The 14939-nt window shown below is 37.3% G+C and carries 12 protein-coding genes and 1 pseudogene; 6 read left to right on the top strand and 7 right to left on the bottom strand.

Going from position 1 to position 14939, the window contains the following annotated elements:
- Positions 1 to 75: 75 nt before the first annotated feature.
- A pseudogene (locus AC3WSK_RS23435) lies at positions 76 to 198 on the bottom strand (2-thiouracil desulfurase family protein); the annotation flags it as partial.
- Positions 199 to 442: 244 nt separating this feature from the next.
- On the opposite strand from AC3WSK_RS23435, the gene AC3WSK_RS23440 reads away from it, so the two are divergent.
- Positions 443 to 928, top strand: coding sequence for an NUDIX hydrolase (locus AC3WSK_RS23440; protein WP_079560832.1), 486 nt, complete (start codon positions 443 to 445; stop codon positions 926 to 928).
- Positions 929 to 979: 51 nt separating this feature from the next.
- Here the strand turns inward: AC3WSK_RS23440 and AC3WSK_RS23445 are convergent, their stop codons facing one another.
- The 3 genes from AC3WSK_RS23445 to AC3WSK_RS23455 form a co-directional block, all read right to left on the bottom strand.
- Positions 980 to 1501, bottom strand: coding sequence for a DUF6886 family protein (locus tag AC3WSK_RS23445; RefSeq protein WP_492414769.1), 522 nt, complete (start codon positions 1499 to 1501; stop codon positions 980 to 982).
- 13 nt (positions 1502 to 1514) lie between these two features.
- Entirely contained in the window at positions 1515 to 2276 is a 762-nt protein-coding gene (locus AC3WSK_RS23450) for a class I SAM-dependent methyltransferase (protein WP_079560830.1), read from the bottom strand.
- 186 nt (positions 2277 to 2462) lie between these two features.
- Positions 2463 to 3665: a YbfB/YjiJ family MFS transporter gene (locus tag AC3WSK_RS23455; protein ID WP_492414768.1), complete on the bottom strand. Its 1203-nt coding sequence runs from the start codon at positions 3663 to 3665 to the stop codon at positions 2463 to 2465.
- A gap of 118 nt (positions 3666 to 3783) precedes the next feature.
- On the opposite strand from AC3WSK_RS23455, the gene AC3WSK_RS23460 reads away from it, so the two are divergent.
- From AC3WSK_RS23460 to solA, 4 genes are all read left to right on the top strand, one after another.
- The gene (locus AC3WSK_RS23460) at positions 3784 to 4674 is read left to right on the top strand and encodes a LysR family transcriptional regulator (RefSeq protein WP_492414767.1); all 891 of its coding nucleotides are present in this window, start codon (positions 3784 to 3786) and stop codon (positions 4672 to 4674) included.
- Positions 4675 to 4933: 259 nt separating this feature from the next.
- On the top strand, positions 4934 to 6301 hold the full coding sequence (gene guaD / locus AC3WSK_RS23465; protein ID WP_492414766.1) for a guanine deaminase: 1368 nt from the start codon (positions 4934 to 4936) through the stop codon (positions 6299 to 6301).
- A 39-nt stretch (positions 6302 to 6340) separates the two neighbouring features.
- Positions 6341 to 7693 carry a uracil-xanthine permease family protein gene (locus tag AC3WSK_RS23470; RefSeq protein WP_492414765.1) on the top strand — a complete coding sequence of 451 codons (1353 nt, stop codon included), beginning with the start codon at positions 6341 to 6343 and terminating at the stop codon, positions 7691 to 7693.
- 186 nt (positions 7694 to 7879) lie between these two features.
- Entirely contained in the window at positions 7880 to 9004 is a 1125-nt protein-coding gene (gene solA, locus AC3WSK_RS23475; RefSeq protein WP_492414764.1) for an N-methyl-L-tryptophan oxidase, read from the top strand.
- 102 nt (positions 9005 to 9106) lie between these two features.
- On the opposite strand, the gene AC3WSK_RS23480 is transcribed toward solA, so the two are convergent.
- Positions 9107 to 9595 carry a hypothetical protein gene (locus AC3WSK_RS23480; RefSeq protein WP_492414763.1) on the bottom strand — a complete coding sequence of 163 codons (489 nt, stop codon included), beginning with the start codon at positions 9593 to 9595 and terminating at the stop codon, positions 9107 to 9109.
- Positions 9596 to 9976: 381 nt separating this feature from the next.
- Here AC3WSK_RS23480 and AC3WSK_RS23485 point away from each other — a divergent pair, with 381 nt between their 5' ends.
- Positions 9977 to 10618 (top strand): response regulator transcription factor, encoded by a 642-nt coding sequence (locus AC3WSK_RS23485; RefSeq protein ID WP_079560823.1) that lies wholly within the window; start codon positions 9977 to 9979, stop codon positions 10616 to 10618.
- 215 nt (positions 10619 to 10833) lie between these two features.
- Here the strand turns inward: AC3WSK_RS23485 and AC3WSK_RS23490 are convergent, their stop codons facing one another.
- On the bottom strand, positions 10834 to 12810 hold the full coding sequence (locus tag AC3WSK_RS23490) for a hydantoinase B/oxoprolinase family protein (protein WP_079560822.1): 1977 nt from the start codon (positions 12808 to 12810) through the stop codon (positions 10834 to 10836).
- Positions 12811 to 12829: 19 nt separating this feature from the next.
- Positions 12830 to 14857, bottom strand: coding sequence for a hydantoinase/oxoprolinase family protein (locus AC3WSK_RS23495; protein WP_492414762.1), 2028 nt, complete (start codon positions 14855 to 14857; stop codon positions 12830 to 12832).
- Between the last annotated feature and the right edge of the window lie 82 nt (positions 14858 to 14939).

Consider the following 14939-nt stretch of genomic DNA (forward strand, 5'->3'; position numbering starts at 1 on the left):
TTTTCTTTAAATTTAACCATACAAAAACTGCACCTCCAATTGTTAGATTGAGTGTCTAATAATTGGGGAGCAGTTCAGTTCAGGGCATACGGTTAACGCTTTATTTTCTAACACAAGCTTTTGAATTCTTTCATCTAAACTATCTGTTCCGTTATATCGTACCTTTAATCCCGCTAAGCAAGCACTTATTAAAATCATATGCACACCTCATTTAAGTAATATCGTATAAGGAAAACTTTAGCTCTTTAAAATAGTCTGTCAACATCTATTACAATGCTAAACCTTACTTCCCCTACTTTATTCTTTTTTTAAAGAGTAATATTGATATTTTGAAACTGTTGTTTATTATTAGTAGGACAACCATTTTACTGGGTTGTGCCTATTTCATTATCTAAATTTCTTTTATGAATTCATTCTATCATTTAAAAAGGAGGAAAAAGACTTGGTTGAGTTTACAATTTGTTTTCTTAAAAAGGGTGACCAAATATTATTGCTAAATAGGGATTTCCCTCATTGGATGGGAGCTTGGAATGGGGTTGGCGGAAAGATTGAGAAAAATGAAACGCCACTTGCTGGTGCATTACGAGAAATTAAAGAAGAAACGGGCATCGTACTGAACGATATTACATTCAAAGGGAAAATATCATGGACGGATGGAACAACCGACTTTGGCTGTATGTATGCTTTTATTGCTGAATTGCCAGAATCTTATCCATATGTGACACCGATTAAAGTCGCGGAGGGCATTTTAGATTGGAAAGATTTATCGTGGATTTTTCATCCCGAAAATGTAGGAATAGCCGATTTAAAACATTACTTACCAAAAATGCTAGATGAAACAGCCAACTATGAATATATATTTACATATAAAGATAGTAAATTAATTGACATTACGAGTACCCCATTCGTACAAACTATTACTGTCTAAGTTAAACAAGACCTCGTACACGCGATAGTAGCGTATACGAGGCTTGGTTAATTATTTTCTTGGTAGTGCAAATCGCATTCTGCACATCGACCAATTCAAGGTTGTTTTTTGAATTTCATCATAGATGTTCCACAGGTTATCGACTATCCGTAATTCAACATTACGTTTAAACATTTCCTCAAATAAATTTTCTAGTTCAAATTTAGCTATAGGATATTGTGTTGTCTCACTCGTATAATAACCAGCATTTTGATCTTGCAGCGTAAATCCATTACTATCAAACTCATATAAGTAAAGTTTCGTATTTTTCATCGTCTCAAACCACTTGCTTTCAATTACGACAACATGTGAACATGATGCTGATGCTATATAGGCTCTTTTATCCTGTTCGGTTGTATCGGCACCACTATGATAGCAAACTCGTGGACAATTTCTAGGGATTAAAAAATTAGGCAAACATGTATCGTTAATTGCCCATACTAGCCCTTTCTCTGGATCTAAATCTAGTCGATCAGGTAATCGGGGATGGAATATTGTAATATCGCTTTCCTCACTCACATGAAATATACGCACATGCTCCCCTCCTTTATTTTCTTAATTTAAATACGATAAAATCTGCACAATGCAAATCTTCCTCGAATTGTGGATACTTTATTAGCATCTCTTTTGAAGGCATCGGTTCGATAACGTCCTCTATAGAAAAGCCTGCTTGAATAATTGCTTTCATATAGCTCGTTAATGTACGGTGATAAAATACAATTTTTTCATCGGAATCTAGCGGAAGCTTTTGATCGTATACTCCTTCATAAAAATAACGCTGAACCTTCCAATACTGTTGATCAAGCCGTTCATTTCTTATCCATCCACTATTCGGCGTAACAAAGCACGGGTGAAGAATAGAAAAGATGAAAGTACTATTAGGTTTTAAAAGGCGATACATTTCACTCAAAGCCGCCTTATAATCCTCTAAATCTTGAAGGACCATATTGGAAACAATACAATCAAACTGTTCGTCTACTAAAAAATCTAGTTTTTCGCAATTTCCATGTTTATATTGTATCGGAACTTCCTCATACGTTCTTTCTCTAGCAATTTCTAGCATCTTTTCTGAATAATCAACTGCTGTGACAATAGCCCCTTTTTGAGCAAGTATTCTACTTAAATAGCCTTCTCCGCACCCTGCATCTAGAAGCCTTTTTCCTTCCACCTCTTCTAATAATGAAAAAATGGCTGGATTTAATAATACTTCACGGTGTATGCCACCATGTTCATCGTAGTTTACTGTAAACCTTTCTGCATGTTGATTCCAGCGTTTAATCGCTTCTTCTGTCGGTACTGTTCTTGCCATATAATTCCCTCATCTCTGTATAGAATCGTAACGTTACGTCCCTTGTGCACATTACTATTTTTTCATATATACCCAAAAAGTTATAGACTTTTATTTTATTTTTTTATATCATTTAGATTGAGGCACGCCATCTTTAAGTAAAAATAAAAGCCAGAAATTCCCAACGGAATTTCTGGCTTTTCTTATTTAAGGGTTAGATTGAGTTTTGATAGGTAATGCATTGTCTAAAGAGACCTGTCGTTTAACTGTGATCCATCTTCCACATAACATGATAATTAATGCAAAAAATACAATGACTCCTGCAAAGACAAGCGCTGCTTTATAACTACTATAAACCGCCACAAGCTGGCCCGCGATGATTGGTCCGATAATTTGACCAAAAGCATAGAACGTTGTTAATAATGATACGACTGGACCGCTTTGCGTTGGGAATAGCTGACGTGCGTAAGAAGTCGTTAACGTCACAATGCCTACAAATGTTAAGCCAAATAAAAATGACGATAATAATACGCTCCATACTGTTTGTGAAAATACTGGCAACAAGATGCCCGCTACTTGCAATACATAGGCAACAAACAAAATTTTGATGGCAGAAAATTTTTCTAATAATACAGTCCAAACAGGTGCTGATGGGATAGCCGCTACCCCAACAATGACCCAGCTATACGAAGAGTATGCTTGTAGTGAAGGAATATTGTGAATGATATCGACTAAAAAAGTACCTGTAATAATATAACCTAATCCCTCAAAACCATATGCGACAATTAACCATGGCATAAAGCCTGTTGTCATTTTTGCATCAGAGGATTTAGCAGTTTTCACACTATCTTGTACATGCAAGCCTCTCCAAAGTATATATGTCACCACTAAAAAAATAGCAGATAAAATCCCTAAGCCAATCCATGTACCTTGCCAAGCAAAACGCGCTTCAATAGCAGGGACTAATAAACCTGAAATAGCAATTCCTAATCCAATACCGCCAAATAAATAGCCTGACCATTTTGTAAGTGAATGCTTTGCTAAATAATCCATAATAATACTACATGTTAATACAAAAATCAGTCCCCCTGTAATGCCCGCAATTAGGCGAAGCACAAGCCAAACACTATATATTCCAATGATTCCCATAAGAACAACAGAAAGGACATTCAAGACAACACTTAACAATAAAAAACCCTTCTTTTGGCGATTAATAAACCCTGCCCACAATGCACCAATGAAATAGCCAATATAATTACTCGATGCTAAAAATCCTGCAACTTCAAACGAAAACCCGACATCATGACGCATAAAAGGCAAAATTGGTGTGAATGCAAACCGGCTAATCCCCATAGCCACTACAAGTAATAGCACCCCACCAAATAAAATCCCGATGTGCTGTCGATTCATATTGTCCCCACCCCCTAAAAACTTCTTGTAATTAAAAGGATACAGAGTGAAAATTAATAAATCTAATATATAATTTATATAAAAGGATAAAAAATTCTTATATAAGGTGGGATACATAATGAATTTACATGCTCTTAGATTATTCACAAAAGTTGCCGAGCTCAATAGTGTTTCGAAGGCCGCGCAAGCTCTAATGATTAGTCAACCTGCCGTTACCATTCAAATGAGAAATTTAGAAAAAGAACTTGGCCTAACCCTTTTAGAATCTAAAGGTCGAGGAATTACCTTAACACCAAATGGAGAATATTTATTTAAACAGGCACGACGGTTATTTGATTTAGAAATGGATATCGAAAATAAGTTGGGGCAATTAAAAAACACAGGTAATGAAGAATTACAAATTGCTTCTACCCATGTTCCGTCCCATTTTTTACTACCGAAATGGCTTGCAAAATATAAACAAGCCTATCCGACTACTCATATCCATATAAAAACGGCTAATTCCCAGCAGGTTATTGAAGAATTGCTTCACTATAAGGTTGATATGGCTTTTATCGTAAAAGAGGATGGCCATCATCCAGATATTAATTATCAATTTCTCATGAATCTCGATTATTGGTTTATCGTCCCCTATGGTCATCCGCTGGCAGATCAGAAAGTGACATTAGCGGAATTAATGCGGCAGCCATTTGTTTCACGAGAAGATGGTAGCTCTACGAAAGAATATTTAAACGCTTTATGTAAAGTTCATAAAATCCCACCACCACGAGTAGGGCTACAACTAGACGGCATCAACGAATCCATTCACGCCATTGCAGCTGGATATGGTACGATGTTAGCTCCGTCCATAGCGGCTTCTAACTTTATTCAACGACAGGAAGTAGCACGAGTTTTTATAAAAGACATCGATATTCAGCGTCCTATTTATCTTTGCACAAGAAAAAATGAACAAAATACCTCTTCGACCTTTAATACTTTTATTAACATCATCAATGATTCAATTTCATAACAATTATTTTTTAGAAGTTTGAACTACACAAAATTTGTACAATAACAAGTTTTTGTGTAGTTTTTCATTTGTAAAAAAATTCAATCCCAATTTTGCCGATAATCCATCTCCATGCTTATAAAAGCTGTAAAAAAATAGTGAGCTCCGTTTAAAAACCTTAAATAAATCTATCAATATTCGCTTTTTTATAGACAAAATAGATTTAACGACCTATAATAATCCTTGAATTCAACAATAAACGAACATTAAGGTGGATTTCATGAGTGAATATACGTTAATTTTTAAAGGGACAGCTTTTTCTAGTAAGTCTCCTACTGAAGTACAAATTTTAAAGGATTATTTATTCTTCATTAATGCTGACGGAATGATTGCGAAAACAGTATCTCCTGAGCATGCAGACTATCATAATCTACTAACTACATATCAACATCAAGAAAATTTCCATCAATTAGCCGATGGACAATATTTCTTACCTGGCTTTGTCGATTTGCATATACATGCACCACAATGGGCACAGGCTGGAACTGCATTAGATATTCCACTTTATGATTGGCTGAACACATACACCTTCCCTATTGAATCTAAATTCTCCGATTTAGAGTTTGCACAAGAGGTCTATGACGATTTAGTAAGTACTCTACTTGCAAACGGAACTACTACATCACTCTATTTTGCAACTGTCCATAAAGAAGCAAGCCTACTATTAGCGAAAATTTGTGCTGATAAAGGTCAACGAGGTCTAGTCGGCAAAGTTGTAATGGATGATCCAGAACAAAATCCAGACTATTACCGAGATGCAAATACTCAAACTGCACTCAAAGATACAGAAGAATTTATTGTAGCTGTGAAGGAATTAGCCAAATCAACGAAACAAGGTGTTTATCCAGTTGTCACACCACGCTTTATTCCAAGCTGTACAGACGATGCACTAAAAGGCTTGGGAGAATTAGCTGCTAAATACGATACACATATCCAGTCACATTGTAGTGAAAGCGATTGGGAGCATGGCTATGTAAAGGAACGATTTAAGAAAAATGACGCCTTTGCCTTAAATGATTTTGGTCTATTAGGCGATAAATCTGTCATGGCGCATAGTAATTTTTTAAATGATGATGATGTACAACTATTTGCTGAAACAGGCACAGCGATTGGGCATTGTCCAATTTCCAATGCTTATTTTGCAAATAGTGTCATTCCAATTGCCCGCTTCCGTGCGAAAGGCGTTGATATCGGATTAGGGTCAGATATTTCTGGCGGTTTCTCCCCTAGCCTATACGATAATGCTAGACAAGCAGTCATGTCATCTAGAATGCTAGAAGACGGCGTCGATACAACTCTTTCTGCTGAAAAACGTGGTGTCCCAAATTCACGTATTACGATTAATGAAGCATTTTATTTAGCAACAGCAGGTGGCGGAGAAAGCTTAAGCCTACCAATTGGTCGATTACAAGAAAGCTACACGTGGGATGTACAAATTATCGATACTAGGTTACCTTCTGCAAAACTTCCTATTTTTGATGATAAGGAAGATTTACAGGATATTTTCCAAAAAATTATGTATCTTGTGCGCCCTGAAAACATCCGTGAAGTTTGGGTACAAGGAAATAAGGTTCACGCTAGACCATAAATAAAATTCTAAATTTACAACTTTGAGGTGTACATCTAAGTGGAAACGCAACATAACAAATTAGCAATCGACAAAATAAAAAATCAGCAGTTAACAGTTTTACCAGATGAGAAGGTATCATTTGGTCAATCAGCTCTACTCGGTTTACAGCACGTCATGGCGATGGACGTCTACGTAGTGCCATTCTTAATTGCCATGTTAATCGGTTTACAATCAGGACAATCAAGCGCATTAATTCAATCGACTTTCATTGCTGCAGGAATTGCAACAATTATTCAAACTCACTTTTGCATGAAGTTACCGATAGCACAAGGTCCTTCATATGTTCCAATCGGTGCAATTGTAGGTATTTATGCAGCGAGTGGTAGTGGAGATCTCGGTTGGAGTACTGTGCTAGGAGCAAGTTTAGTCGGCGCCATCTTAGTAATTATTTTAGGTGTTACAGGTATATTCAATAAAATCGTGAAAACATTCATTCCACCAATTGTCGGTGGGACAATTATTTTTGTAGTAGGTCTTTCATTAATGCCTGTAGGTTTAAGTAATAACATTTTTAATGCGGCAGGCGCATCTATTAACCAAAACATCTATTTAGCTCTTATTTCTGCTAGCGTTCTAATCCTTTGTGTTATGCTAGGCTCTGTCTTTAATAAAAAAGGTCGCGTATTTCGTATCGCTTCAGTAATTATCGCTTTAATCTCAGGTTGTATTGCCGCAAATATTATGGGTGTTTTAGATTTATCAGCAGTGTCACAAGCAAGATGGTTTAGTATGCCTCAAATTCCATTTACAGATTTCGGCTTTACGTTTAATTTTTCAGCTATCATTACGATGGTGATTATTTATATCGTGTTAATGGCAGAAACTACAGGTACATGGTTTGCAGTGAGTAACGTTATTGATCAGCCATTAACTGATAAACAAATTAATCGTGGAGTTATCGGCGAAGGAATTGGTTGTTTCATTGCATCATTACTAGGCTCAACTCCTGTTACTGGCTATTCAACAAATGCAGGTGTGATATCGATTACAGGTATCGCAAGTCGCCGTGTTTTTATTGCTGCAGGTTTTTGGTTTATTTTATTCGGCTTCTCTGGTAAACTAGCTGCTCTTATTTCTGCTATTCCTTCAGCAGTTATCGGTGGTGTATTCGTGATCGTTTGTGGCATTATTGCCATCAGTGGTTTACAAATAATGAAAAATGAAAACATTGGTGAAAAGGAAATGTATGTAATCGCAGTACCAGTGATTTTAACATTAGCCCTTACATTACTTCCGAAAGATTTCTTATATTCATTACCAACAACCGTTCAATATTTATTCGGCTCTCCAATAGCAACAGCTGCTATAGTAGCCATATTGTTAAATAAAATATTACCAAGCGCGAAATAGCTTTTAAGACTTTTATTCAAATGCACAACCTCCTAGTGAGATTGTGCATTTTCTACTATCAATTATGCCTCGGCATAATTGCGTCCGGAATCGGTGGTAGGCTTAAAGAAATTTAAAATATTTTCTGAAATTTCTGTCCTACCTCCTTTTATTTTGTTATACTTGAGCAAAAAAGTAGGGATTAATATGATTTACGACGCAATTATTATTGGTGCTGGATCGATGGGGATGGCAGCTGGTTATCATTTAGCGAAAGCAGGAAAAAATGTCTTGATGCTTGATGCCTTTAATCCTCCACATGCGGAAGGTAGTCATCATGGGGAAACGAGAATTATTCGCTTTGCGTATGGTGAAGGCGCTAGCTATGTCCCTTTTGTCAAAAGAGCAGGTGAATTATGGAAAGAGCTTGAAACGTTAACGGGTGAAACTTTATTTTTACAAACAGGGGTAATGAATGTCGGTGAAGAGACCCATCCATTTATTCAAAATGTGAAAACAAGTGCTAGGCTCTATGATTTAACATTAGAGCAGTATTCTGCGGCTGAGGCAATGGAAAAATGGCCTGGATTATCATTACCAGAAAACTTTGTTGCTTGCTTTGAGCCTACTGCCGGTGTCCTCCGTGTAGAAGCCTGCATTAGCGCTTATAAAAAATTAGCTCTTGAGGCAGGAGCAACCTTACATACAAATGAAAAAGTGAAGAACATCAAAGCTGGAGAAATTGTCCGTGTCCAAACGTTGAATAATATTTACGAAGCTAAACATTTAATTGTAACTGCTGGTGCTTGGGCAACTGAGTTACTACAAACAATGGACATCACCATCCCTGTAACACCGACGCGAAAAACATTTGCATGGTTTGAGGCTGATGAGCAGCTTTATCATGAAGAAATTTTCCCAGCCTATTGTTTTGAATTTACTGATTCTATGTACTATGGTTTTCCAAGTATCGATGGAGCAGGCCTAAAGCTTGGCAGACATGATGGCGGTGAGGCAGTCAATCCAAATGATCCGCTACGTCCATTCGACGAACAGGATGCAATAGATTTACAAAATTTTATCAATTGTTTTATGCCTCAGCACGGTGCGTTGAAATTCGGCAAAACATGTAAATATTCGATGACACCAGATGAGGATTTCATTATTGATTTTTTACCTGAGAATCGAAATATTATCATTGCAGCGGGCTTCTCAGGACATGGTTTTAAATTCAGTAGTGCAGTGGGTGAAGTACTAGCAGATTTAACGCTAAACGGAAAAAGCATACAGGATTTATCACCCTTTAGCCTTAGTCGATTTAAGACAGACTAACACTTCGCTTCTATGAAATCCCCCACTCAATGCTCTTACTACAGTGTGCGTATTACTGCGAGAAGACTGCCTTAAAGGCAGTCTTCTGCTGTTTAAGAAAACTTATCGTTTCATTATCTTTTTGAAGAAATAGCTGAATGCATCCAACAAAACACCATATAATACCCCAAGCATAATGCGCACGATATAGCTAAAAACCGTAAAATCATTAGCAATCATATACTCTCGTACAGTGTCGTGATGGAGCAGCCGCATAAATACAAAATCAAGCGTGACAAGCGTCATCAAAAATCCATTATCATCTTGATCTATCCAATGTAAGATGCAAATACCAATCATCATGATAACAACCCACGTAGTGAAATTATTCAATGGCGCTGGAGCAAAGCGTCTTCCAGCTAAAATCAGCGTGATTGGTAGCACAATAAGAGCAAGTATACCAATTGTTGACATTGAATATATACCAAATAGATAGATCCCCCTTGTTGACAGTGGATAAGTAAGAAATAACTTGGTACCAATTACCGCAACAATTAATGCAACAATACATGCCATCATAATTTTGACATGCCAAGAACGTAACAATGTCATTTTATTCCCTCCCGAAGCATTACTCAATCAAGTAATGCTATTTTATCGATGTCCTTCAAAATTTGCCGACACAACAAAAAACACTATTAGTGTAATTTTATACTAATAGTGTTTTAATTTAACCACTTATTCGATAGCCGTGTTTTTTTCTATAAAAAGATTCATGATCTGCTGCTGTTGTTGTCGCTTTCACGCAGATAAATTGCCACAGGACGTGGCTTTCTTAGACTATTTCCTCTATTTCAATGGGTGTTTAGATACCCGTTGAAATAAGTTAAATCTATTTATGAATTGTATCCCTTTTCAGCATAAAATTAGGTATAATGCATTATAATTAACAGTTTCAAAATAATAGCCTATTTTCATCAAGGAGGTAAGAAGTTGGTAAATATTTTAGTAGTAGATAACCATAAAGCTGTTGGTGAAGGTATAAAATTATTGTTAGAACAAGAAGGAAATTTCCATGTCACGGTTGTAAGAACTGATGAGGAATCTTTGAATGCTCTCTCACAACAAACATTTGATATATTTTTATTTGATATAAACATGCCCTTTTTAAAGGATCTAGCATTATTAAAAAGTGTAAAAAAACTAAATTATGATGTAATTAAAATTATTTACACAGGATACGACATTGAACCTTTCTTCGATATATTAGTAGAATCCGGTGTTTATAGTTTTGTTAGTAAAACAGCATCTACAGAAAATCTTATTGCGGCAATACACTCCGCTCTAGATGGGAATGCCATGATGCCAGTACAATTATTACAACGATTAAAAGTAGTCGATCGCCAAAAGAACAGAATGGACTTAATGAATCAGTTATTCCAATATGACCTCCAAAAAAATGAACTAGCCTTGCTTAAATTAGTGGCCGCTGGAAAAACAAATAAAAAAATAGCAGAAAATTTATTTGTCAGTTTACGCACAGTCGAATATCGTTTAACAAAGATTTTCAAAAAACTACAAGTACATTCAAGAATAGAAGCTGTTGAAAAAATTAGGGACATTGGTTTGTTATAAAAAACCGCATATAAGGGGAATTTTTCTAATTAAAAACCGTAAAAAATAATGGGGAACCGAGAAAAAGATTGTGGTCAAATTGTGGTTTTTTTGTGGTCATACGTTACGATACCATGATAGAAGCCATCAAAAATTTTATACCCTTATTTTCTAGAGAGTAGTGTATACTACTCTCTTATTTTAATTAACACTTGATTGCAAGAACGTTATGTCTGTCACCAGTAGGCCAAAGAACGTTTTTTCATCGCTTCTCGGTATTGCTCTGTTGAGATCGGCAATGCTTTATTTGTTTGGTAATCCATAATAACACCATATTTTCGAACAACATCCATTTGATTAATTTCACCTTTGTTATACATCTGCTCAACTTCAATTGGATCTGTTTCCAGCCATCGATGGCGGTTTTTGCGGATATAATCGCGTTCCTTTACTGTTGCTGCCATATCAATTTCGAAGGCATCCATATCACGGTCAATTTCATGGATGACTACGCCATAATCAAGCTTCGCACGCTCAACCGAAACATATTCATCAATTACATCCTCTAAAACAGCGTTTACATCACGTGCTAATGGGTCACCTAAACCACCACCTCCTGCTGATGGACGTGTAAAGGAATCTCCTTTCTTCAACTCAACATTGGAGAAGATTGTGCCTAAAAATTCTTCTTCCTTTTTGTTTGGATTTAAAATAGCCCCCTGTGCAATAGAAGGTAAGCCGCCCATAATGCCCCATGTAATGGAACGAGACCGATCACAGCAATAGGACATCACTGTTTGGTTTACATTCGTTAAAACGCCTCCCTTTTCTACACCACAACCGCCACGGTATTTACCTGGACCAGCAGAATCTATAATGATTTCATGCTTCGTTGTAACAACCGGTGACAAACGCTCTTGCCCTTCGCATGGTTGAACACTCAAGCCTACCCCGAACACCGGTGAGGTAGTATTCGCACCATCACGGTCTATACGTCCACCATGGCCACCAGCCATCCAGTCATACCACATAAAATATTCACTACCGTCTCTTCGTTGATCATACCCACCTATTAATAAATATTCTAAATTAAATGAACATGCGATAGCGCGTTCAGGCATAATATTTGACCATAATTCAAAGCAAGCATTCATAATTTTTTCAAACGCTCCTGAACAATAGCCAGAAACAGCTACTGGACTAGGTGCATTGACGACAGAGTTTTCAGGGAGGAATATTTTCACAACACGATAAAATCCTGAGTTCAGCGGAATCTCTGGGAAAAATGTTTTCGTTCCTGCATAAGTACCAGAAAGGGCTGAGCCAAATCCTGCATTTAAAAAACAGCTAATATAAGGATGTGAATCACTTAAATCATATGCTATTTCATCCTCCGTAATGGTCATTTTCACACGAATTGGGATGAGACCATCTCCTACTTGCGGATCCATATCGATATAGTCCACCGTTTCCCACTGACCTTTTGGTAAAGCTTTAATTTTCGCTCTCATTAATCGTTCTACATAATTTTGAACTTCTTCAAAAGCTACTAGCACTGTCTGAATCCCGTACTTTTCAATCATTTCCTTGAGTTGTTTTTCCCCAACTTTCGCCGCTTCCACTTGAGACCGCAAATCTCCAATACGTTCTTCAGGAATACGCATATTCATAACAATAATCTTCACTACATCGGTTAAATATTGACCTTTACTATAAATGCGGACAGGGGGAATACGTAGACCTTCCCCGTAATGTTCCTTAGCTGTAATATCAAAGGAACCTGGATTAGAACCGCCGACATCTGCCCAATGTCCATTTGTTTGCATGAGTGCAATTAGTTTATCGTCATGGAACACTGGTAAAATCACACGTACATCACTGAAATGTGTTCCTCCACGATAAGGATCATTTACTAAAAATACATCACCTGGATGGATATCATCCGCGAAATCCTCTAAGACAGCTTTTGCCGTTAAATGCAATGTCCCTACGTGAACGGAAATATCTTGCGTTCCTTGCATAACGGTATTCCCTTGTGCATCGCATAAAGCACAGCTGAAGTCTCGATTATAAATAACAAACGAGTAGCATGTACGCAGCATTTGTTCAGCCATTTGATCCACTAAATTGACAAAGCCGTTTTTTAACACTTCAAATGTTACTGGGTCTAGATTTTGGACCTTATGATTTGTCTCCAATTTCGTTGTACTCATCACCCATTCCTCCTTATCGCTATAAGTTCACTGTTATAATGATATTTTTATAGGCATCTACTTCCGCAGTAAATCCTGGCGGAATAACGGTCGTCGTATCTAGCTGATCGATAATGGCTGGACCAGCAAATTGTGTGTGTACAGGTATTTTATCGCGGTTATAAACGTTTGTTTCTATATATTTTCCCTCAAAATAAACAGGACGTGTTTCTTTAAAAGCATCCTCCAGTGAGCCTTCAGCAACATATTGTGGGAAATTAGGCTTTGGTACTGTTCCTATAGCCGTTACTCGTAGGCCAAATATTTCTACAGTTTGTTCCTTATCAGAAAATGCAAATTCGCGTTCATGTTCTGTATGGAAAGCTTCTAAAATAGCATCTAAGGAAGTGATTTGATCGGATACAAGAACAGCTAGAGATCTCCATTGTCCCTTATAACGCAAATCTATATAATTCGTTAATGACGATGTGTTTTCTGCTATTCCTTCTTCTTCTAATAAAGCACTTGCCTCTTCTCGTAATTCACTAAATTGATTTGTCAGTTCCTCTTCACTTACTTCATCAAGTTTTTTCACATACGTTTTAGAAATATCATGGCGTACATCTACTAGTAAACATCCCATTGCTGCAGCTACACCTGGATGCGTAGGGATAATGACTTTTGGGATGTTTAAATCTTTTGCCAAATAAGCACCGTGTAATGGGCCTGCACCACCAAAAGCTACAAGTGCGAAATCACGCGGATCATAGCCTCTCCGTACTGAAATCAAGCGAACTGCATCACTCATATTGGCGTTTGCAACTTCTATAATGGCACTTGCCGCTTCTTCAACTGATTGATCGAATGCATTTGCGATTTTTGTCACAGCATCTCTTGCTGCCTCTTTATTTAACTGCATCGTTCCATCTAACAAATCTACACCAAGACGTCCTAACACTAAATTTGCATCTGAGTTTGTGGGCTCCGCACCTCCTTGGCCATAGCAAGCTGGACCTGGTACTGCCCCTGCACTTTGTGGTCCATTACGTAAAGAACCACCTTCATCTTGCCAAGCGAGGCTACCTCCACCGGCCCCTATTGTTAATATTTCAATGCTCGGGAAACCGATTGGATAGCCATATTCTATAGACCAATCCTTTGTGATTCGTATATCCCCCTTATACATCAGTGAAATATCAGTACTTGTACCACCCATATCTAAGCCAATAGCATTGTCAAATCCACACAACTTTGCGATATGCTTACTTGCAATTGCGCCAGCAGCTATCCCGGAACTTGCCAATCGAGCAGCATAGCGAGGAACTGTACTTGAAGTCATGACACCGCCACCAGAATGTAATACTAATATTTCATCGTCATAGCCCTTTTTTTGCATTTCATTGCTTAACTTACTAATGTAATTACTCATAATTGGCCCAAGAACGGCATTAATAATCGTTGTACTCATACGCTCATGCTCAAAAATTTCCGGAAGCACCTCACTTGAAATACAAACATAGATATCCGGTAATTCTTCTTTTAAAATCTTTTTGACTTTCGCCTCATTTTCCCCGTTCACATAGGCATTGATGAAACATACTGCAATGGATTCAGTTCCCCGACGTTTTAATTTTTTTGCTAATAAACGAATCTCCCCTTCATCAATAGCCTGAAGAATATTCCCTTCATAATCTATTCGTTCTGTCACTTCAAATCGATCCCGTCGTTGAATATAAGGCTTCGCAGTATCTTTATAAGTATCCCAAATATCTTCTTTTGTCCCTCGACGGATTTCGATGACATCTCTAAAGCCCTTCGTCGTAATAAGAGCTGTTTTTGGCAGCTTACGCTCAATTAACGCATTCGTTCCAACTGTTGTGCCATGAGAAAAAATTTTAATATCCTTGCCATTTAATTCTGCTTTTGCTACTCCATTTAAAATCCCTTGCTCCGGATTTGCAGGTGTCGACGACGTTTTTGTGACAAATACTTCTCCCGTCTCTTCATTAAAAACAAATACATCTGTAAACGTTCCACCGACATCAATTGCTAAACGACTTTGTGTCATAGCTCTACCCTCTTTCGTTAAATTATCTTTTTATATAAAGCTAATGCCTCGTGCGAATGCCCCTGATTTTTTTAAATTATTG

The sequence above is a fragment of the Lysinibacillus sp. EB271-A1-10B genome, assembly GCF_058791335.1.